This is a genomic window from Neisseria sicca 4320, from assembly GCF_000193735.1.
Lineage (GTDB): Bacteria > Pseudomonadota > Gammaproteobacteria > Burkholderiales > Neisseriaceae > Neisseria > Neisseria sicca_E.
This window is the reverse complement of record NZ_AEPF01000113.1, coordinates 40,334-59,488: the sequence shown is the minus strand read 5'-3', so window position 1 is coordinate 59,488 and position 19,155 is coordinate 40,334. Positions and strand designations below refer to the sequence as shown.

18 protein-coding genes and 2 pseudogenes are annotated in these 19,155 nt (G+C 53.0%); 7 read left to right on the top strand and 13 right to left on the bottom strand.

Annotation, left to right across the window (positions count from 1 at the left end; all coding sequences use genetic code 11):
• Positions 1-5: 5 nt before the first annotated feature.
• On the bottom strand, positions 6-980 hold the full coding sequence (locus NSCA4_RS0110085) for a KpsF/GutQ family sugar-phosphate isomerase (protein WP_016688011.1): 975 nt from the start codon (positions 978-980) through the stop codon (positions 6-8).
• A gap of 239 nt (positions 981-1,219) precedes the next feature.
• Between NSCA4_RS0110085 and tal the strand changes: the two genes are divergently transcribed.
• On the top strand, positions 1,220-2,275 hold the full coding sequence (gene tal / locus NSCA4_RS0110080; RefSeq protein ID WP_016688010.1) for a transaldolase: 1,056 nt from the start codon (positions 1,220-1,222) through the stop codon (positions 2,273-2,275).
• Positions 2,276-2,373: 98 nt separating this feature from the next.
• Here tal and NSCA4_RS0110075 read toward each other — a convergent pair whose 3' ends face one another.
• From NSCA4_RS0110075 to NSCA4_RS0110040, 9 genes and pseudogenes are all read right to left on the bottom strand, one after another.
• Positions 2,374-3,204, bottom strand: a complete 831-nt coding sequence (locus NSCA4_RS0110075) for a symmetrical bis(5'-nucleosyl)-tetraphosphatase (RefSeq protein ID WP_016688009.1) — start codon at positions 3,202-3,204, stop codon at positions 2,374-2,376.
• Between the two features lie 80 nt (positions 3,205-3,284).
• Positions 3,285-3,674: a RidA family protein gene (locus NSCA4_RS0110070; protein ID WP_016688008.1), complete on the bottom strand. Its 390-nt coding sequence runs from the start codon at positions 3,672-3,674 to the stop codon at positions 3,285-3,287.
• A 332-nt stretch (positions 3,675-4,006) separates the two neighbouring features.
• Entirely contained in the window at positions 4,007-4,585 is a 579-nt protein-coding gene (locus NSCA4_RS0110065; protein ID WP_016688007.1) for an opacity family porin, read from the bottom strand.
• Positions 4,586-4,769: 184 nt separating this feature from the next.
• Positions 4,770-5,945, bottom strand: coding sequence for a radical SAM family heme chaperone HemW (hemW, locus tag NSCA4_RS0110060; protein WP_016688006.1), 1,176 nt, complete (start codon positions 5,943-5,945; stop codon positions 4,770-4,772).
• 57 nt (positions 5,946-6,002) lie between these two features.
• Positions 6,003-6,596 (bottom strand): RdgB/HAM1 family non-canonical purine NTP pyrophosphatase, encoded by a 594-nt coding sequence (gene rdgB, locus NSCA4_RS0110055; RefSeq protein WP_003741841.1) that lies wholly within the window; start codon positions 6,594-6,596, stop codon positions 6,003-6,005.
• Positions 6,597-6,605: 9 nt separating this feature from the next.
• Positions 6,606-6,836 carry an NGO_0222 family membrane protein gene (locus NSCA4_RS0110050; protein ID WP_003741840.1) on the bottom strand — a complete coding sequence of 77 codons (231 nt, stop codon included), beginning with the start codon at positions 6,834-6,836 and terminating at the stop codon, positions 6,606-6,608.
• A 139-nt stretch (positions 6,837-6,975) separates the two neighbouring features.
• A pseudogene (locus NSCA4_RS14130) lies at positions 6,976-7,189 on the bottom strand (HI_0552 family protein); the annotation flags it as partial.
• A 130-nt stretch (positions 7,190-7,319) separates the two neighbouring features.
• Positions 7,320-7,949 carry a DUF1269 domain-containing protein gene (locus tag NSCA4_RS0110045; protein WP_016688005.1) on the bottom strand — a complete coding sequence of 210 codons (630 nt, stop codon included), beginning with the start codon at positions 7,947-7,949 and terminating at the stop codon, positions 7,320-7,322.
• Positions 7,950-8,102: 153 nt separating this feature from the next.
• Entirely contained in the window at positions 8,103-8,333 is a 231-nt protein-coding gene (locus tag NSCA4_RS0110040) for an NGO_0222 family membrane protein (protein ID WP_016688004.1), read from the bottom strand.
• A 285-nt stretch (positions 8,334-8,618) separates the two neighbouring features.
• Between NSCA4_RS0110040 and NSCA4_RS0110035 the strand changes: the two genes are divergently transcribed.
• Genes NSCA4_RS0110035 through NSCA4_RS0110025 form a run of 3 tightly spaced genes read left to right on the top strand, consistent with a single transcriptional unit; the run spans position 8,619 to position 10,753 of the window.
• Positions 8,619-9,596: a DNA polymerase III subunit delta' gene (locus NSCA4_RS0110035; protein ID WP_029609722.1), complete on the top strand. Its 978-nt coding sequence runs from the start codon at positions 8,619-8,621 to the stop codon at positions 9,594-9,596.
• A 19-nt stretch (positions 9,597-9,615) separates the two neighbouring features.
• Entirely contained in the window at positions 9,616-9,972 is a 357-nt protein-coding gene (locus tag NSCA4_RS0110030; RefSeq protein WP_003760734.1) for a PilZ domain-containing protein, read from the top strand.
• Between the two features lie 4 nt (positions 9,973-9,976).
• Positions 9,977-10,753, top strand: a complete 777-nt coding sequence (locus NSCA4_RS0110025; RefSeq protein WP_016688002.1) for a TatD family hydrolase — start codon at positions 9,977-9,979, stop codon at positions 10,751-10,753.
• Between the two features lie 71 nt (positions 10,754-10,824).
• On the opposite strand, the pseudogene NSCA4_RS13100 reads toward NSCA4_RS0110025, so the two are convergent.
• Positions 10,825-11,437: pseudogene (locus NSCA4_RS13100) on the bottom strand (CNP1-like family protein).
• Positions 11,438-11,545: 108 nt separating this feature from the next.
• Here NSCA4_RS13100 and NSCA4_RS0110015 point away from each other — a divergent pair.
• From NSCA4_RS0110015 to pyrC, 3 genes are all read left to right on the top strand, one after another.
• A complete protein-coding gene (locus NSCA4_RS0110015) occupies positions 11,546-11,770 on the top strand; it encodes a sulfurtransferase TusA family protein (protein ID WP_016688001.1) in 225 nt (74 codons plus the stop codon).
• Between the two features lie 13 nt (positions 11,771-11,783).
• Entirely contained in the window at positions 11,784-12,386 is a 603-nt protein-coding gene (locus tag NSCA4_RS0110010; RefSeq protein WP_016688000.1) for an NMCC_0638 family (lipo)protein, read from the top strand.
• A gap of 70 nt (positions 12,387-12,456) precedes the next feature.
• Positions 12,457-13,491, top strand: coding sequence for a dihydroorotase (gene pyrC / locus NSCA4_RS0110005; protein WP_016687999.1), 1,035 nt, complete (start codon positions 12,457-12,459; stop codon positions 13,489-13,491).
• Positions 13,492-13,803: 312 nt separating this feature from the next.
• Here the strand turns inward: pyrC and NSCA4_RS0110000 are convergent, their stop codons facing one another.
• Positions 13,804-14,613 carry an HNH endonuclease gene (locus NSCA4_RS0110000; protein ID WP_016687998.1) on the bottom strand — a complete coding sequence of 270 codons (810 nt, stop codon included), beginning with the start codon at positions 14,611-14,613 and terminating at the stop codon, positions 13,804-13,806.
• A 412-nt stretch (positions 14,614-15,025) separates the two neighbouring features.
• On the bottom strand, positions 15,026-18,952 hold the full coding sequence (gene purL, locus NSCA4_RS0109995) for a phosphoribosylformylglycinamidine synthase (protein ID WP_016687997.1): 3,927 nt from the start codon (positions 18,950-18,952) through the stop codon (positions 15,026-15,028).
• Positions 18,953-19,155 lie beyond the last annotated feature (203 nt).

The window sequence follows — 19,155 nt, the reverse complement described above, 5'->3', positions numbered from 1 at the left end:
TCGGACTACACAATCCGCGCCATCAGTAAATCGTGCATATTCAGCGCGCCGGTCAGCACGCCGTCGGCGTCGGTTACCAAAAGCCCGTTGACATGGTTTGCCTGCATGACTTTCAGGGCTTCGGTGGCAAGGCGTTCGGCGGGGATGGTTTTGGGGGAAGGATGCATGATTTCATCGACGGTCAGCCCGTCAAAGCGGTCACGCTGTTGGAACAGGCGGCGCAAATCGCCGTCGGTGAACACGCCTTTCAGACGACCTTCGTTGTCCGTTACCGCGAGCATGCCCAAGCCTTTTTCGCTCATGCTGACGATGGCTTCTTTTAAGGGCGTGCCGAGCCGGACGGCGGGCAGGGCGTCGTCTTTGTGCATAATGTCTGCCACGCGTAAAAGCAGGCGTTTGCCGAGGCTGCCGGCGGGGTGGCTCAAGGCGAAGTCGTCGGGCGTGAACGCGCGTGCACGCAAAAGGACGACCGCCAGCGCATCGCCCAAAGCCATGACGGCGGTCGTACTGGTGGTCGGGGCAAGTCCCAGCGGGCAGGCTTCTTTGGAAACCGACGCCGTGATGTGGATGTCGGCATGACGCGCCATGGTCGAGTCGGGGCGGGCGGTGATGCAGATTAGGGTGATGTTTTTGCGTTTGAGCGCGGGAATGATGGCGGCGATTTCGTCGCTTTCGCCGGAATTGGAAATCGCGACGACGACATCGTTGTCCACAATCATGCCCAAGTCGCCGTGTGCCGCTTCCGCAGGATGGACGAAAAACGCGGGTGTGCCGGTCGAAGCCATGGTCGCCGCTATTTTGCGCCCGATATGTCCCGACTTGCCCATGCCTGTAATGACGACCCTGCCTTTGCAATGCAACAGCGCGTCTGCCGCGTGGACGAATTGTTCGTCCAATTCCGCCGCAATTTCGCGCAAGCCGTCCGCTTCGGTGTGCAACACTTCGCGCGCCCAATCGAGATATTGACCGTTTCCTGCCATAAATGAATGCCTTTTTGTGTTCGTCTTATAGTGGATTAACTTTAAACCAGTACGGCGTTGCCTCGCCTTGCCGTACTATCTGTACTGTCTGCGGCTTCGTCGCCTTGTCCTGATTTTTGTTAATCCACTATATATCGTTTTGGACATGATGAAATGCCCTAATAAACTATCCAAATTTGCCGAATAAGGGTAGCATTACCGTCTGCTTTGCAAATAACCTATATTTAAAGGAATCAGAGATGACTATTTTATCGGACGTTAAAGCATTAGGACAACAAATCTGGCTGGACAACCTTTCCCGCTCGCTCGTGCAAAGCGGCGAATTGGCGCAAATGTTGAAACAAGGCGTGTGCGGCGTAACTTCCAATCCCGCCATCTTTCAAAAAGCCTTTGCCGGCGACGCGCTTTACGCCGATGAAGTCGCCGCCCTCAAGCAGCAAGACCTCAGCCCCAAACAACGCTACGAAACCATGGCGATAGCCGACGTACAGGCAGCCTGCGACGTTTGCCTTGCCGAACACGAATCCACCGGCGGCAAAACCGGTTTCGTCAGCCTCGAAGTTTCCCCCGAGCTTGCCAAAGACGCGCGAGGCACGGTAGAAGAAGCACGCCGCCTCCATGCCGCCATCGCGCGTAAAAACGCCATGATTAAAGTTCCCGCCACCGATGCAGGTATCGAAGCACTCGAAACCCTCATCGCTGACGGCATCAGCGTGAACCTGACCCTGCTGTTCTCACGCGCCCAAACCCTCAAAGCCTACGCAGCCTACGCGCGCGGCATCGCCAAACGTTTGGCAGCCGGACAAAGCGTTGCCCATATCCAAGCCGTCGCCAGCTTCTTCATCTCCCGCGTGGACGGCGCGCTGGACGCAACGCTGCCCGACCACCTCAAAGGCAAAATTGCCATCGCCCTTGCCAAAGCCGCCTACCAAGACTGGGCGCAATACTTCGGCAGCCCCGAATTTGCCGCGCTGGAAGCCAAAGGCGCAAACCGCGTGCAGCTCTTATGGGCATCCACAGGCGTCAAAAACCCCGCCTATCCCGACACGCTCTACGTTGACAGCCTGATCGGCGCGCACACCGTCAACACCGTCCCCGACGCCACCCTCAAAGCCTTCATCGACCACGGCACCGCCAAAGCCACGCTGACCGAAGGAATCGACGAAGCGCAAGCGCAGCTTGCCGAAACCGCTGCGCTCGGCATAGACGTAGAAACCCTCGCCAACCGCTTGCAGGAAGACGGTTTGAAACAGTTTGAAGAAGCCTTCGACAAACTGCTCGCCCCGCTGGCTTGATTGTCAAACCGCGGGTAAGGCTTGCGGTTTGCAGATATAAAAGGTCGTCTGAAAACCTGAATCTCGGTTTTTCAGACGACCTTTTTCATTTTTATGGCTTATTTCAAAGCCGTTTTCCAGTCCAAGCCGCCGAGGGAGGAGACTTGAGTGATGCTGTGGTCGGCGAGGTTGATGGCGGTCAGTTCGCCGCCCCAAAGTGCGCCGGTGTCGAGGGAGAGGATGTTGTCGGTGTTCATAAAGCCCAGCGAAGACCAGTGGCCGAAGACGATGGTGTGGCTGAGGTTTTGCCTGTTTGGGGCTTTAAACCAAGGGCGCAGGTTCGAGGGCATTTTTTTGAGGGTGGATTTGTAGTCGTAGTCGAGTTCGTTTTTCAGCGTCAGCGCGCGCATTCGGGTGAAGACGTTGACAATCATGCGCAGGCGGTCGTAGCCGGTCAGGTCTTCGCTCCATTCGGCGGGTTTGTTGCCGTACATTTTGGAGAAAAACTTTTTGTATTTTTTGCCGCGCAGTTCGGCTTCGGTTTCGCTGGCGAGCAATTCGGCGCGGGCGATGGTCCACTGCGGTAGGATGCCGGCGTGAACCATAACGTGGCGGACGCCTTTGATCAGCAGGGGTTGGAAACGCAGCCAGTCGAGCATTTTTTTGCTGGCGGGGTGTGTGAGGATGGGTGTGATGGTGTCGCTGCGTTTGACCGTGCCTTCACCGTAGCCGACGGCGAGCAGGTGCAGGTCGTGGTTACCGAGAACCATGCGCACGCTGCTTTCGTGTTCCATGCAGAATTGGAGGACTTCGAGGGATTTGGGGCCGCGGTTGACGATGTCGCCGACGAGCCAGAGGGTGTCTGTGCCGTGGTTGAAGTTGATTTTGTCGAGCAGAAGGGTGAATTCGTCGAAGCAGCCTTGAATATCGCCGATTGCGTAGTGTGCCATTGTTGTTATTGTCCGATTGTGTGTGGTGTTTCAGACGACCTTTGGCTTGAGGGAGGTCGTCTGAAAACGGGTTGCGTGTCTTATGCGTTCAGTACCAGCACGGCTTCGGCTTCGACCTGTACACCTTTGGGCAGGGAGGCGACACCGACGGCGGCGCGGGCGGGGAAGGGTTCTTGGATGAACTCTGCCATGACTTCGTTGAAGACGGCAAAGTTGGCAAGGTCGGTCAGGTAGGCGTTGAGTTTGACGATGTCGGCCAGTGTGCCGCCTGCGGCTTCGGCAACGGCTTGCAGGTTCTGAAAGACCTGGCGTGCTTCGGCGCGGAAGTCGCCGTTGCCGGCAACGGTCATGGTGACGGGATCTAGAGGGATTTGACCGCTCATGTAAACAGTGTCGCCCGCGCGGACGGCTTGGCTGTATGCACCGATGGCGGCGGGGGCTTTGTCAGTGTGAATGATGGTTTTGGACATGATTTTCTCCTGTTGTCGGGGTCGTCTGAAAGATGGAAACTTTGATGAAAACGGTGGTGATTATCGTATAAAACCGAGGGATTGTGTAGGGTATAGATAGTTTCAGACGACCTTTGGTTAAATAAATTTGAATGGGAATAGAATTATAGTGGATTAACTTTAAACCAGTACGGCGTTGTCTCGCCTTGCCGTACTATCTGTACTGTCTGCGGCTTCGTCGCCTTGTCCTAATTTAAATTTAATCCACTATATATCGCATGTACTTCACTCATTTGCGAAAACCGCCCGAAGTTTGGACGCTTCGGGCGGTTTTATTATGAGGGATGCGGGAATTAGAATTTCACGCGCACACCGGCGGAGAGTTCGTGAGAGTGTACTTTTACGCCTTCGAATTTGCCCCAGTAGTTGTAGCGGTAGCCGGCATCCAAAGCGACGTTTTCGGTAATGTCATAGCCTACACCTGCCAGTGCGCCTACACCGGTTTTGGTTTTGCGGTAAGTTTCAGTTTCGCTGTACGTGGCAGTTTTGAAATGATTATCAAAAGAAACACGGTTAACGCCAACACGCGCACCAACATAAGGCTTAACAGGAGAATTTAAGTCAAAATCATAAATTGCTGATACGCCTACGCTTTGGAATTTCACTTTATAGTCTGAAGATGACAAAGAATTTTCTTCATGCAATTTAAAATTCTTATAGTGGGTGTAGTCGGCGGCTACGCGGAAGTCGCCGAAGTCGTAGCCTGCGGACAGGCGTGGGCTGAAGCCTTTTACTTTACCACTGTCTTCGCCTGTTTTGGCTTTTACGGTTGAATGGCCTACATCGCCTTGAACGTAGAAACCACGGCTGTCATCTGCCAGCGCAACAGTAGAGACAGAGAGCGCAACCAGTGCAGTCAATACTTTTTTCATGTTTGTGTCCTTGATTGGAATTGGTAAGGGGTAGTGCCGCCGAGAGTTAATCATGATAGGCGGCTAATCAGATTGTATTTTATTATGATAAAACAAACAACATGAAAAATGTCCGCTATGACTTAGGGCAATAGCCTGCGGATGTTACGGTTTGGCGTAACAAGGTGTCTGAAAAAATCTAATCCTACAAAAAGCATTGCAATAAATCGTTTAAAAACAACCGTCCCTGCTCAGTCGGGCGGAATACGGTCGGGTCGGTTTCCAGCAAGCCTTTTTGCCTAGCCGTTTCGATTTGCGCCATGATTTTGGCGGCGGGTATGCCTGTGCGTTCCTGCAACATCGCGGCAGGTACGCCGTCGGTCAGGCGCAGGGCGTTCATCATGAACTCGAACGGCAAATCTTCGGCGGCAACGGTTTTGCGTTCGACGGCTTCGCTCGGTTGGCTTTGCATTAAGGCAAGGTAGTCGTTGGGATGGCGGCGGCGGACGGTGCGCTCGATGCGGTCGGGGTAGGAAATTTTGCCGTGCGCGCCCGCGCCTATGCCCAAATAATCGCCGAACTGCCAGTAGTTCAAATTGTGGCGGCACTGCATGGCGGGTTTCGCAAAAGCCGATGTTTCGTAGTGGATAAAACCCGCGCCTTCCAGCGTGCCGTGTACCGCGTCTTCGATGTCGAGGGCGGCTTCGTCTTGCGGCAAACCTTTCGGCGGTGTATGGCCGAACGGCGTGTTCGGCTCCATCGTCAGATGATACGCGCTGATGTGGGTCGCGCCCGTGGCGATGGCGGTTTGTACGTCATCCAATGCCGTCTGAACAGTCTGGTTCGGCAGGGCGTACATCAAGTCGATATTCACTTTATCAAATAATTTCAGGGCAGTAGCTATGGCGGTTAAGGCTTCCTTGCCGTTGTGGACGCGCCCAAGTCGTGTAAGCATATCGTCGTTGAAACTCTGCACGCCAATAGAAAGCCGCGTGATGCCTGCGTCTTTAAATCCTTGAAACTTCTCGATTTCAAACGTGCCCGGATTGGCTTCCAAAGTAATTTCCGCTTCGGGCTGCAAACGCAACAACGAACGCACGCCGCTCAACAAACGGTCAATCGATTCCGCCTGAAACAGGCTGGGCGTACCGCCGCCGAAAAATATCGTTTCCACCGGCCTGCCCCAAATATTGGGCAATTCGAGCTGCAAATCGGTCAGCAGCGCGTCGATATAGGCGGCTTCGGGCAATCCGTTTTTCAGACTGTGGGAATTGAAGTCGCAATACGGGCATTTTTTGATGCACCACGGGATGTGGATGTAGAGCGACAAGGGCGGCAGGGCGGTGAGATGTCCGGCTTGGGGGAAGGTGATTTGGGTCATGGTGTGTTTTGGGGATTGAGGTCGTCTGAAATTTTTTCAGACGGCCTATCGATTGATTTATAGGGCTTCAATTTTTCTCAATAATTCCCGCAACGCCTGTCCCCTGTGGCTTTCGGCGTTTTTGATTTCGGGGGCAAGCTCGGCGGCGGTGCAGTTGTGTTCGGGCAGGTAGAAATGCGGGTCGTAGCCGAAGCCGTTGGTGCCTGCGGCTTCTGTCTGCCATTGTCCGTGCCAGATGCCTTCGGCGATGATGGGCTGCGGGTCGTTTTCGTGGCGGACGAGGACAAGGACGCAGGCATAATAACAGCTTTTGTCGGCTTTGTCGGCGAGGTCGTCTGAAAGGCGTTTGTTGTTGGCGGCATCGGATTTGGGGTTTGCTCCGGCATAGCGGGCGGAGAGGATACCGGGTGCGCCGTTTAATGCGGCGGCGCAGATACCGGAGTCGTCGGCGAGCGCGGGCAGGCCGCTGTGTTTGGCGGCGTGGCGGGCTTTGGCGAGCGCATTTTCGACGAAGGTGCGGTACGGCTCGGGGCACTCGGGCGTGTCGAACTGCGATTGCGGCAGGACTTCGATGTTCAAATCGGCGAAGAGGCGGGAAAATTCTTTGAGTTTGCCTGCGTTGCCGCTGGCGAGGACGATTTTGTCGAACATGGGTTTTCCTTAATGGGGTTCGGTTTGTTGCGAGCGCATGATTTGTGCGCGGGCTTTATGGCGGATGTAGAGGGCGAGGCTGCCGATTTGGGCGAAGACGGCGCCGAAGGCGAATAGGAAGGCGGCGACGGCGAATTGTTTGCTTTGGATGGAAAGCAGGTAGGCGCCCAACGTTACCAATGCGATGAAGAGCAGGGTGAAGAGGATGGTCAGAATGAGGAAGGTTCGGCGTTTGGTCATTGGTTTTGTTTGTTTCTTTTAGATTTCAGGTAGCCTTAACGGCAGATGGGGGAAGCTTGCTTCCGCTCACAGCCGCACATTGTGGCAGGCTTCGTACACTGGCAGCAGGCGGTGCAGGGTTTCGACTAGCCAGGTCGCGCTGCCAGCCGTTGCACCAGCGTTCGATATGCGGCGGGGCAAAGCCCGCGCCCAGTTGTGAGGCTACCTGTAAAACCAACGTGCGCCACACTTGCCACGCGGCTTTGTAGTCGGCCTTGCTTGGTTTGCGCTTCGGTTTCGGGCTGGTATTGGCGGATTTGGGCGAACTGGAAAAATGGGCGTTGGAATAGGTCGCAGCTTTGCGGGGTGAGCATGATGGTTTGGCGGGGCATGAAAAAGGGAGAGGCTACCTGAAAAATAGATTTTCAGGTAGCCTCAAACCGGTTTGGCATGCATCCGAAACGGAAAATTTGAGCGGTTACATACCTTGGGTTGGTGGCAGTGTTATTTCAACTTGGCTGCCAATTCGTCGAATTTTTGTTTGATGTCGGCCTTGAAGGCTTCCACTATCTCTTTGCGTTCTTTGCGTTCGGCTTTGCGCTGTTTTTTCCAAGCTTCGTGTGCCTGACGTGCCACTTCTTCCTGCGCTTCTATTGCTGCCAATACGTCCTGTTGGGCAACGACTGCATCTTGCCGGAGAATAACGGTTTTGAAACGGTGGAAGAAAGCATCCAATACAGCCTCGTCGGATTCTTGCGCCAAAATAATGATTGCAGTACTGCCGTTATCCAGTTTTTTGGCTGTATTTTCCAGCAACGCCCCCTCTTCCAATGTTTGGGCAGTACCTGCATCACTGCCGATGAGTGCGCCAGTAGCTCCACCCAACAGAACACCGATAGGACCGCCGAGAATGCCGACCAGTGAACCAATGAGGCTGCCCGTCCATGTGCCTTCGACCGTATTGGCGGTAAAGTCGGTGCTTTCTGCTGGGATAATCAGGTCATTTTCCTTTTTAACCAAAACGGCTTGTGCCACCAAAGCATCTGTTGTCTGCGAGTAAGCTTTCAATTCAGAAAAGGCTTGATAAGCTTCGCTGGAGATGTTGAATAAGGCAACGATGATGTTTTGTTTCATAAGTCCACTCCTGTAGATTGAAAGATTTAAGAACATACTAGTTGTATGCGGTGTCAGTGTAAATTGCAAGGGGGGGGGAGCAATGCGGCAAACAAAACTTTACCTATGTAAAGCCTGTAGAACCGGCAAACGGATAACGAACAATACCCAGCCTTAATGGGATTCGGTTTGTTGCTCACGCATGATTTGTGCGCGGGCTTTGTGGCGGATGTAGAGGGCGAGGCTGCCGATTTGGGCGAAGACGGCGCCGAAGGCGAACAGGAAGGCGGCGACGGCGAACTGTTTGCTTTGGATGGAAAGCAGGTAGCCGCCGAGCATGATGAGTGCGATGAAAATAAGGGTGAACAGGGCGGTCAGCAGCAGGTAGGTTTTTTGTTGATTCATGATTGGAAGGGTGAAGGTGAATGAGGCGGATTATAGCGCAGGCTGTTGTTTGAAATTTGAAAAAAGTATTGTGCGGGTTTTGTTGTGATACACATTTTGTCAGGCAAACTGTGTGAACAGCCTGTGTATAAATTGGTTTGACGATTGATATACAAACAAAAAATCATGTTGCTTAAAAATGATGCACATCCGGTAAGGTCGTCTGAAACGGAAGCCGCTTTTCAGACGACCTCTAACATTTCCCTGTATAATCACGCTTTTGTTCAAACGTTTGTACTTTTCGACATGATTTATCCGTGGCATCAAAACCAGTGGCGGCAGCTTGCTGACCATTGGGAAAACCGTCCGAACGCTTGGCTGTTTACCGGCAAGGAAAACACCGGCAAGACAGCGTTTGCGCGGTTTGTGGCACAGGCTTTGCTGTGCGAATCGCCTCGGGAAGATCATCAGCCTTGCGGTGTATGTGCTTCGTGTCATTTGTTTTTGCAAAACAGCCATCCCGATTTTTACGAACTCACTCCTGAAATTCCCGAAGACAGTGCGGTCGGGCGAAAATTGTTGCAGATTAAAATAGATGCCGTACGCGATATTGTGGAAAACATTTATCTGACGGCTGTGCGCGGAGGATTGCGGGTGGTTTTGGTGCATCCCGCTGAAAGCATGAACGTGCAGGCGGCAAACGGCTTGCTTAAAGCTTTGGAAGAACCGCCGCAACATGTTGTTTTTTTGATGGTTACTCATGCACGCGACAAGCTTCTTCCGACCATTAAAAGCCGTTGCCGCCAGATGGTTTTGCCCGCACCTTCGCGCGACGAAGCTTTGTCGTATCTTCGTGGAGAGGATGTGGACGATGCGGAATCGTTGCTGGCTTTTCACAGTGGTGCGCCGTTGTTTGCCCATGCGCCCGAAATGGATGACTTGCGCGAAGAGCTGCTCACTTTGCTTGCCGCGCCGCGCCTGTTAACGATACTCGACTACGCCGCTGCGTTCGACAAACACAAACAGCCGTTGGCAGTCTTCATTGATTGGATGCAGAAATGGCTGTTGGATGTCGGCTTGGCGCAACAACAAATGCCGCCGCTTTATTACCCCGATTACGCGCAGGTATTGTCGCAGACGGCTTCCAAAACCGACCCGCGCCGCCTGTTTGCATTGACAGGTCGTCTGAACGCACTCAGCCCTTACGGATACCACACCTTGAGTGTTAAAATGCAGCTTGAGTATCTGCTGACTGAATATCTCGAATTTTGGCAAAACAAATAATCAGATAAGGTAAAACAAAATGGTAAACAACAATAAAGACATTCCGGCGAAAATGATGGCGTTGCAGCTTAAAGACCCGACTCTGCTCTACAACTGCTATATGCCGTTTCTCGAACACGGCGGACTTTTCGTTCCGACCGAAGACGTATTTTCATTGGGCGAAGACATCCTGCTTGCCGTTGAAATCGCCGATTACCCCAAACGTTTCCTGCCTACCAAAGTCGTCTGGATCAACCCTGCCCGTACTTCCGCCCACCGTCCTAAAGGTGTCGGACTGGCATTTTCCGAACACGAGAGCTGCCTTCAGGCGAAAACCCTGATTGAAGGCGAGCTGGGCCCGAAACTGCGCAGCGACCGCGTTACCTTCACGCTTTAAAATCATGCATTTAATCGATTCGCACTGCCATCTCAATTTCGAAGGTTTGAGCAACCGCCTGCCTGAAGTGTTCGCCAATATGGAAGAACAAAGCGTCAAACAGGCACTTGCCATCAGCGTAAGCAAACAGAGTTTCGCCGAAGTCTTCGACATCGCCCAAGCCAATGAACAGGTTTACTGCACCATAGGCGTCCACCCCGACAGCCAAGAAGCCGAAGAATTTACCGTCGCTGAAATGGTTGAAGCGGCAAAACACCCGAAAGTCGTCGGCATAGGCGAAACGGGCTTGGATTATTACTGGTGCAAAGGCGATTTGGCATGGCAGCACCGCCGCTTCGCCGAACACATCCAAGCCGCCAACGAAAGCAGTTTGCCTGTGATTGTCCACACCCGCGATGCCGCCGCCGATACTTTGGCGATTCTGAAAGAAGCTCAAACCAATTCCGGCGTTATCCACTGCTTCACCGAAGATACCGCTTTTGCCAAAGCCGCTTTGGATTTGGGGCTGTACATTTCCTTCTCCGGCATTGTTACCTTCAAAAATGCCCCGCAAATTCAAGAAGCTGCCCAATACGTCCCTGCGGATCGAATGCTGGTCGAAACCGACTCCCCCTTCCTCGCCCCGGTCCCCAAACGCGGTAAGCCTAACGAACCTTCCTATGTCCGTTACACCGCCGAGTTTGTGGCGAAACTGCGCGGCGAACCCGTAGAAACGCTTGCTGCTTACACCAGCGACAATTTCTATCGTTTATTCAATAAAGTACCTGACATCCGTGTTTGATTCGAATGGAACAAAGGTCGTCTGAAAATATTTCAGACGACCTTTTTTGATGTTTGAAACCGTCAAACGGCTTATTTGTCGTGGCGCACCATTTTCGGCGCGTAGCGTCCGGCGCGTTCTTTGAGGCGTTTGACCAGGCCCTCGGTGGTGGTCGGTACGCCGTCGGTACAGAATGCTTGGTAGAGAACGGCACGCATCGCGTCGTTTTTGTTGAAGGTCGAGCCTATGGGTTTCCATTCGGCTTTGCGCGGCTCGATCCAGCGGCGGTTGACGGTGTCGCCGTAGCCGAACACTTTATAAGACGAGCGTTTGTCTTTGCCGTATGTGAAGGAAGAGCGGGCGCAGAAGAGGCCTTCGACGGTCAGGTTGTCATGGCCTTTGTCGGAACGCACATTCAGGATGTAGCGGATGCTGCCGTCGGGAGAGGGCATGATTTGCAGGCTGCTGAGGAGGATTTTTGGGCTGTTTGCCGTAGTCTTCGCTGACGTAGAGGTCGAACCAGTCGCCGGATTGAGTGTCGGGCAGCGGCGGGAGCGCGGTTTTTTGTTCGGCGAACTCGCGGGCTGCGGCTTCTTCGGGGCTTTCTTTGTAGCGTGTGTTGAAGGGGGTATCTTTTTCGCTGAATCCGGCGGCGTTGACTGCCGTGGTGGCAAGACAGAGGGTCAGGAGGGCGAGACGGCGCATGGTGTGCTCCAAAGTGAAAAACGGCTTTATTTTATGGGTTCGTCGGGGTGGGGTGCAAGTAAGTACGGTATAATTCATGTTAATCCTGTTAACGGAACATCGGAAAATATGAACGCACACACCTTAGACTTGAAGGGACTCAGATGCCCTTTGCCGATTTTGAAAACCAAAAAAGCCTTGGCGCAAATGGAGGCGGGCGAAGTCCTGACCGTGTTGGCGACCGACGGCGGCGCGCCCGGCGATTTTGAGACGTTCTGCCGCCAGACCGGGCATGTCTTGCTCGAATCGCGCGAAGAAGACGGCGTGTTTACGCTGGTTGTGAAACACAAATAAAGGTCGTCTGAAAATGGCGAAACGTCCGATTTCAAGGCTTTTGACGCTTGCCGCTTTCTCCCTTTTCTTGACGGCGTGCGGCAGGGAGGAAGTGCCGCCCGAGCAAATGGCGGATCGTGCGAACGCGGCGGCGGAATTGTTCCGTCAAGGCTGCGTCGCCTTTGACGGGGCTGCCGATAAAGTGCGCTCTTTTGCCGATAATGAAAAACTGACGGCTTTGAACGCGGAAGAAATCGGCAGGCTGCCCGCAGGTTTCATTGAGCCGGATGCGCTTGCCGTTTGGAAGAAAACGCAGGACGGCGCGGATTATTATTTGAGCCTGACCGGCGACAGTTGCAGCGTGAAGACGGCGCGTGCGGACGAAACCCTGATACGCAAGCAGTTTATGGTATTGGTGGAAAACCCGCCGAGTGGCTTGAACAACGAATTGCGCACCGACCAAGCCTCCGAATCGCCGATTCCGATCCGCCAGTTGTCCTACGCGTGGCGCGCGTCGGGCAGCTCGGAAGAAACCCTGTTGACCGTCAAAACTACCCCGTCCGACCAGTTGCCCGTGCAGGCGGTGTTTTACCTGACGCATCAGTCCTACAACGGCAAGCCTGTCCTTGTGCAATAGCCTTTTCAGACGAGCTTTAAGGAAACATCAAGGGGTCGTCTGAAACCCAAAAATCTAAAAAGGAACACTCATGCAAACCCTGACCATCATCCGCCCCGACGATATGCACCTGCACCTGCGCGACGGCGACGCGCTCCAAGCCGTTGCCCCCTATACCGCCCGCCAGATGGGGCGCGCCGTCATCATGCCCAACCTCAAACCGCCCGTCGTCAGCGTTGCCGACGCGCTTGCCTACAAAGCGCGCATCATGGCGGCATTGCCCGAAGGCAGCGCGTTTGAGCCGTTGATGACGCTTTACCTGACCGACCAAGCCACACCCGAGCTGGTGCGCGAAGCCAAAGCCGCCGGCATCATCGCCTTCAAACTCTACCCCGCAGGTGCAACGACCAATTCCGATTCCGGCGTAACCGACCTGTTCAAACTCATTCCCGTTTTGGAAGAAATGGCAAAACAAGGCATCCTGTTCCTCGTTCACGGCGAAGTAACCGACCCCGAAATCGACATTTTCGACCGCGAAGCCGCCTTTATCGAGCGCGTGATGAAACCCGTTTTGGCGCAAGTACCGAATCTCAAAGTCGTGTTCGAACACATCACCACCGCCGAAGCCGCCCGCCTCGTTTTGGACGCAGGCGACAACGTTGCCGCCTCCGTGACCCCGCAACACCTCCTGCTCAACCGCAACGACCTCTTGGTCGGCGGCGTGCGCCCCCATCATTTCTGCCTGCCCGTACTCAAACGCGAAACCCACCGTCAGGCATTGGTTGCCGCCGTTACCGGCGAGAAGGCGCACAAATTCTTCCTCGGCACCGACTCCGCGCCGCACGCCAAGTCCGCCAAAGAAAACGCCTGCGGCTGCGCCGGTATGTTCAGTGCCATGACTGCCATCGAGCTTTACGCCGAAGTGTTTGAAAAAGCAGGCGCGTTGGACAAACTCGAAGCCTTCGCCTCGAAAAACGGCGCAAGGTTCTACGGCATTCCCGAAAACACCGATACGATCACCCTCGTCAAACAAAACCAAACCGTCCCTGCAAGCGTTCCATATGGCGACGGAGAACTCGTCCCGATGCGCGCAGGCGGCGAGATAGGTTGGACAGTCAAATATTGAGCCGCACATCATGACCGCATGAAAATGCCTGCCCGAAAAGGGGCAGGCATTTTGATTTTATGGTGAATTCAAATGGAAAATACTCAATCATCGTCATTCCTGTGTAGGTGAGAATCCAAAAGTTTAGATTTACAGAAATCTTTAAATATTTCTGAAATGCAGAGGTCTGGATTCCCGCCTGCGCGGGAATGATGGCGGTCGGTTTGGTCTTTATACGCAAAAGGACGCAAAAAGGTCGTCTGAAAACAGATAGAGCAGGGTTCGCTAAATCGTTTTCAGACGACCTTAAATCAACGGACTATTCAACACTATTTATTCTTCTTTTTGGAAAACGTGGTTGCGGTGATACTCGAAATATTTTTCGCTTTTAGGTTCGATTTTTAATTGCATATCGGGAGAAATTCCAAGCCGCTTTTGATTTTCCGGATCGATTGTCGGGTGGATTTTTATCGTCCCGTCGGTATCAAACGTAATCAGTCCTTTATCAAATAATGCGTCAATATTGGGTGCGAGCATCAGACCATTGAAGGGATCTAAAAGTTCGTTATTATTGCACACACTCCAAGGTTTGATATGGCTGGCAATGAGTAAAGGCTGGATATCTAGGCCTATTAGAGGGCAGCTCGGATACTGTTCGAGTACGTTTTGCCGGAAACTACCTTGCCCTAGACGGGCTTTTATCAAAGTTTCGATTTCGGTTCGCTTTTCTGGGTCAGTCTTGGATGCTAAACATTTTTCGAGTTCGTCTATATCAGATTTTAAGGATAGGGCAGAAGCGGCCTGAAAATTTGGTATTTCTGCGCACCATGCCACTAGTAATCCTTTTTTCTTACAGGTTCCGCATAGAGTTAGTCCTTTTTGATATTTGGACCAGCTCCATTGTTCAAGTTCTTCGATTGAGTTTGAGCAAACTTTGAAATAGTCTGAAGCTTTTGTTGTCCAATTTTTGTCTTTTTTTTTAATTGGAAAGCTACTACAACTAGCTTTGTGTAATTTAGGGTATATAGGAGAGACTTTACCTTTTTTGTTTATGTTTAGTACAAAACCATTTTGGTTGTTCTTAAGCCATTCAATAAAAGCAGCATCATTTGGCATATCTTCAAAAATTACTATGTCAGACATAAGCTTCTCCAAATCTTTCTATAAATTCAATTAAGTTTGTTTGTATATATAGGTTCGGGACAAAAAATCTAGGTCGTCATTCCCGCGTAGGCGGGAATCCAGAAGTTTGGATTTACAGTAATCTTTAAATATTTCTGAAATACAGAGGTCTGGATTCCCGCCTGCGCGGGAATGACGGCGGTCGGCTCGGTCTTTATACGCAAAAGAACATATAAGAACATATAAGAACATATAAGAACATATAAGAACATATAAGAACATATAAGAACATATAAGAACATATAAGAACATATAAGAACATATAAGAACATATAAGAACATATAAAGGTCGTCTGAAAACAGATAGAGCAGGTTTCGCTAAATCGTTTTCAGACGACCTTTTCTTTAAAGCCGAATCAAATCAGCCTGCCGGTTAACCCAAAGCTTTCCTTGCTCCGGCGAAGAGGCGGTACCAGCCGGACAGTTCCGTCCAGTCTTCCGGTTTCCAGCTCATTTGCACGGCGCGGTACACGCGTTCGGGGTGGGGCATCATGATGGTAACGCGGCCGTCGGCATTGGTCACGCCGGCGATGCCTTGCGGCGAGCCGTTGGGGTTGAGCGGGTAGGTTTGGGTAACTTGGTTTTGTCCGTCGACGTATTGCAGCGCGATGCCGAGGTCGTCTGAAATTTTACCGCCGTGAAGCGCGAAGTCGGCACGGCCTTCGCCGTGGCTGACCACGACAGGCAGGCTGGAGCCTTGCATTTCGTTCAGGATCAAGGAGGCTGATTGGGGGACGTGAACCATGCTCAGGCGCGCTTCGAACTGTTCGCTCAGGTTGCGTTTGAACTTCGGCCAGCCTGCCGTGCCGGGGATGATTTCGGCGAGGTTGCTGACCATTTGGCAGCCGTTGCACACGCCCAATGTCAGCGTGTTCGGGTCGGCGAAGAAGGCGGCGAACTGGTCGCGCAAGGCGGGGTGGAACAGGATGGATTTCGCCCAGCCTTCGCCCGCGCCGAGTACGTCGCCGTAGCTGAAGCCGCCGCACGCCGCCAGCATTTTGAAGTCGGCAAGGTGGACGCGGCCTGCCATCAGGTCGGACATATGCACGTCGTAAGCATCGAATCCGGCGCGGGTGAAGGCGGCGGCCATTTCGATTTGTCCGTTCACGCCCTGTTCGCGCAGGATGGCGATTTTGGGTTTCGCGCCGCTGTTGACGAAAGGCGCGGCGATGTCTTCGTTCACGTCGAACTTCACGTCGGCAAACAATGCGCTGCGGTCGTTGTCGCCAATCAGGGCAAACTCACTGTCGGCGCAGGCAGGGTTGTCGCGCAGACGTTGAATGGCGTGGCTGGTTTCCTGCCATGCGCGTTGCAGGTCGGTAAGGGATTGATTGAAAATTTCTTCTCCTGCATTGATGACCATATGGCCGCTGTCGGCAAACTCTCCCAAATAGTGCAGCGTGAGATTCAGTTTCTCGCACAAATTGAAAATATATTCGTGGTCGGCAGCGTGAACAGCAATAACGGCTCCTAATTCTTCGTTAAACAGGGTAGTTAGGACAAATTTTTGCCATTCTTGAGACGAGTAATACTCGTTTTGAACGTTAATATTTTTACTTACCATTGTCAGCAGGTCGAGATTCATGCCACGGCGAGAAGCAAATGCCATTTCTGCCAGAGTCACAAACAAACCGCCGTCGCTGCGGTCGTGGTAGGCCAGCAACTTATCTTCTTGAACGAGTTGCTGAATTAACTGATAAAACGCTTTCAGATGGCCTGCATCAATATCAGGTGCTTCGCCGCCGCTTCGGTTATACACTTGAGCCAGTGCAGACCCACCCATACGGCACTTGTTGTTGCCTAAGTCAATCATCAGCAGAATAGTGAACGAATTGGCATTGTCTTTTAATACGGGCGTAACGGTTTTGCGCACGTCTTGAACTGGCGCGAACGCGGAGATAATCAGGCTCAACGGTGAAACGACGGATTTTTTCTCTTCGCCGTCCTGCCAAACGGTTTTCATCGACAGGCTGTCTTTGCCCACGGGAATGCTCAAATCCAATGCCTGACAGGCTTTAGAAACGGCTTCGACGGTGCGGTAGAGTTTTTCGTCTTCACCCTCGTTGCCGCACGCCGCCATCCAGTTGGCGGAAAGTTTGATGTTGCCGATGTCGCCGATGTTGACCGCCGCGATGTTGGTGATGGCTTCGCCGACGCACATTCTGCCCGAAGCAGGCGCGTCAAACAGGGCGACAGTCGGTTTTTCTCCCATAGACATCGCTTCGCCACGATAGGTATTGAAGCCCATCATGGTAACGGCGCAGTCGGCTACGGGGGTTTGGTATTTGCCGACCATTTGGTCGCGGTGGGTCATGCCGCCGACGCTGCGGTCGCCAATGGTAATCAGGAAGTTTTTAGCCGCTACGGTAGGCAGGCGCAGAACGCGGTAGGCGGCTTCGGTAATGTTGATATCGCCCGCGTTAAACGGTTTTTCAGACGACCTCACGGTTTTGTCGCTGCGCGTGGTTTTGGGCGGTTTGCCGAGCAAGACGTTCAGCGGCAAATCGACGGGATTGTTGGAGAACAAATCGTCGCGCACTTTCAAATGGCCGTCGTCGGTCGCCGTGCCGACCACGGCAAACGGGCAGCGTTCGCGTTCGCAGATGGCGCGGAAGGTGTCCAAATCTTTTTCCAAAATCGACAACACATAACGCTCTTGCGATTCGTTGCACCAGATTTGCAGCGGGTTGAGACCGTGTTCTTCCAGCGGCACTTCGCGCAGCTTGAATACCGCGCCGCGTCCGGCATCGTTGACCAGTTCGGGGAAGGCGTTGGACAAGCCGCCCGCGCCGACGTCGTGGATGGAGATAATCGGGTTTTTGTTGCCGAGCTGCCAGCAGCGGTCGATCACTTCCTGCGCGCGGCGTTCGATTTCGGGGTTGCCGCGTTGTACGGAATTGAAGTCCAAAGAGGCGTCGTTCGTGCCGGTATTCATCGAAGAAGCCGCGCCGCCGCCCAAGCCGATAAGCATGCCCGGCCCGCCCAGTTGGATCAGTAATGCGCCTTCGGGGATTTCGTCTTTATGTGTCTGCTGCGCCTGAATGCTGCCCAAACCGCCGGCAATCATAATCGGTTTGTGGTAGCCGCGAACCTGACCGTCAAACTTTTCTTCAAAAGTGCGGAAGTAGCCCAAGAGGTTCGGGCGGCCAAATTCGTTGTTGAACGCCGCGCCGCCGATAGGGCCTTCAATCATGATGTCCAGCGGCGAAGAAATGTGTTCCGGCTTGCCGTAGTCTTGTTCCCACGGCTGCTTGAGATCGGGAATGTTGAGGTTGGAGACGGTAAAGCCGGTCAAGCCTGCTTTCGGACGCGAACCTTTGCCCGTCGCGCCTTCGTCGCGGATTTCGCCGCCCGCGCCCGTTGCTGCGCCCGCAAACGGCGCGATGGCGGTCGGATGGTTGTGCGTTTCCACTTTCATGATGATATGCGTGTCTTCCTCGTGGAAACGGTAGCCTTGGTTTTCCGCCGCATTCGGATAGAAACGCTCGATTTTCGCGCCTTCAATCACGGACGAATTGTCTTTATAGGCAACGACTGTGCCTTCGGGATGCGCGTTGTGCGTGTCGCGTATCATGCCGAAGAGGGATTTGGGCTGTTTTTCGCCGTTGAGGATGAAATCGGCGTTGAAGATTTTGTGGCGGCAGTGTTCGCTGTTTGCCTGCGCGAACATCATCAGCTCCACATCGGACGGATTGCGCTGCAAAGCCTGATAGTTTTCAACCAGATAATCGATTTCGTCGGCGGAGAGCGCCAAACCCATTTCGGTATTGGCTTTGACCAAAGCCTCTTTACCGCCGCCCAAAACATCGACGGTGGAGAAGGTTTCGGATTTGAGATGGTGGAATAATTTGGAGGCTGTCTGAAAATCGGGCAGCACGGATTCGGTCATGCGGTCATGCAGCAAAGCCGCCCATTGCTGTTTCTCATCGTCATTCAGACGACCTTCCAGCCACACCGCCATGCCGCGTTCGATGCGCTCTATGCCTTCCAAACCGCAGTTTTCCGCGATATTGGTTGCCTTGGAAGCCCACGGCGAAATCGTACCCAAACGGGGCGTTACCAAAAATAAATGCAAGCCCTCGCGCGCTTCGGGCGTTTGTTCAACGCTTTGCGCCGCCAGTAAGGCTTGCAGTTTTTCGACAGTCGCAGCATCCAGTGCTTTCTCGCTGCCGACAAAATACCAAAATTCGCTTTTCAGTTTTACTTCAGGCAGGCCGAGTGCGGCTGCTTTTTGCAAGAGTTTTTCAACACGGAAATCGGAAAGGGCGGTAACGCCGCGCAAGGGCAAAACAACAGACATGATTCAGCTCACAAATGCGGTTGGGAAAGGCTGTATTATACGCCGAATGGGTCTGGGTTGCTTGGTAATTTGGGTTAAAATGTTGACAATTTTTCAGACGACCTGCGGCCGGTGGGAATGTGGGGGGTGTCTGAAAATATTAAGGAATAAGGGTTTTATCTGTTTTTATGATTTTCGTCGGAAATCGGGTATGTGGAAAATTT

Excerpts from the sequence above, each read along its gene's own strand:
- NSCA4_RS0110015 (WP_016688001.1), top strand. The coding sequence starts at position 11,546 with ATGAACGCACACACCTTAGACTTGAAGGGACTCAGATGCCCTTTGCCG.
- rdgB (WP_003741841.1), bottom strand. The coding sequence starts at position 6,596 with ATGTTCGACAAAATCGTCCTCGCCAGCGGCAACGCAGGCAAACTCAAA.
- NSCA4_RS0110085 (WP_016688011.1), bottom strand. The coding sequence starts at position 980 with ATGGCAGGAAACGGTCAATATCTCGATTGGGCGCGCGAAGTGTTGCAC.
- pyrC (WP_016687999.1), top strand. The coding sequence starts at position 12,457 with ATGCAAACCCTGACCATCATCCGCCCCGACGATATGCACCTGCACCTG.
- NSCA4_RS0110010 (WP_016688000.1), top strand. The coding sequence starts at position 11,784 with ATGGCGAAACGTCCGATTTCAAGGCTTTTGACGCTTGCCGCTTTCTCC.
- NSCA4_RS0110045 (WP_016688005.1), bottom strand. The coding sequence starts at position 7,949 with ATGAAACAAAACATCATCGTTGCCTTATTCAACATCTCCAGCGAAGCT.
- hemW (WP_016688006.1), bottom strand. The coding sequence starts at position 5,945 with ATGACCCAAATCACCTTCCCCCAAGCCGGACATCTCACCGCCCTGCCG.
- NSCA4_RS0110040 (WP_016688004.1), bottom strand. The coding sequence starts at position 8,333 with ATGAATCAACAAAAAACCTACCTGCTGCTGACCGCCCTGTTCACCCTT.
- NSCA4_RS0110050 (WP_003741840.1), bottom strand. The coding sequence starts at position 6,836 with ATGACCAAACGCCGAACCTTCCTCATTCTGACCATCCTCTTCACCCTG.
- purL (WP_016687997.1), bottom strand. The coding sequence starts at position 18,952 with ATGTCTGTTGTTTTGCCCTTGCGCGGCGTTACCGCCCTTTCCGATTTC.
- NSCA4_RS0110000 (WP_016687998.1), bottom strand. The coding sequence starts at position 14,613 with ATGTCTGACATAGTAATTTTTGAAGATATGCCAAATGATGCTGCTTTT.
- NSCA4_RS0110035 (WP_029609722.1), top strand. The coding sequence starts at position 8,619 with ATGATTTATCCGTGGCATCAAAACCAGTGGCGGCAGCTTGCTGACCAT.
- NSCA4_RS0110070 (WP_016688008.1), bottom strand. The coding sequence starts at position 3,674 with ATGTCCAAAACCATCATTCACACTGACAAAGCCCCCGCCGCCATCGGT.
- NSCA4_RS0110075 (WP_016688009.1), bottom strand. The coding sequence starts at position 3,204 with ATGGCACACTACGCAATCGGCGATATTCAAGGCTGCTTCGACGAATTC.
- NSCA4_RS0110030 (WP_003760734.1), top strand. The coding sequence starts at position 9,616 with ATGGTAAACAACAATAAAGACATTCCGGCGAAAATGATGGCGTTGCAG.
- NSCA4_RS0110065 (WP_016688007.1), bottom strand. The coding sequence starts at position 4,585 with ATGAAAAAAGTATTGACTGCACTGGTTGCGCTCTCTGTCTCTACTGTT.
- NSCA4_RS0110025 (WP_016688002.1), top strand. The coding sequence starts at position 9,977 with ATGCATTTAATCGATTCGCACTGCCATCTCAATTTCGAAGGTTTGAGC.
- tal (WP_016688010.1), top strand. The coding sequence starts at position 1,220 with ATGACTATTTTATCGGACGTTAAAGCATTAGGACAACAAATCTGGCTG.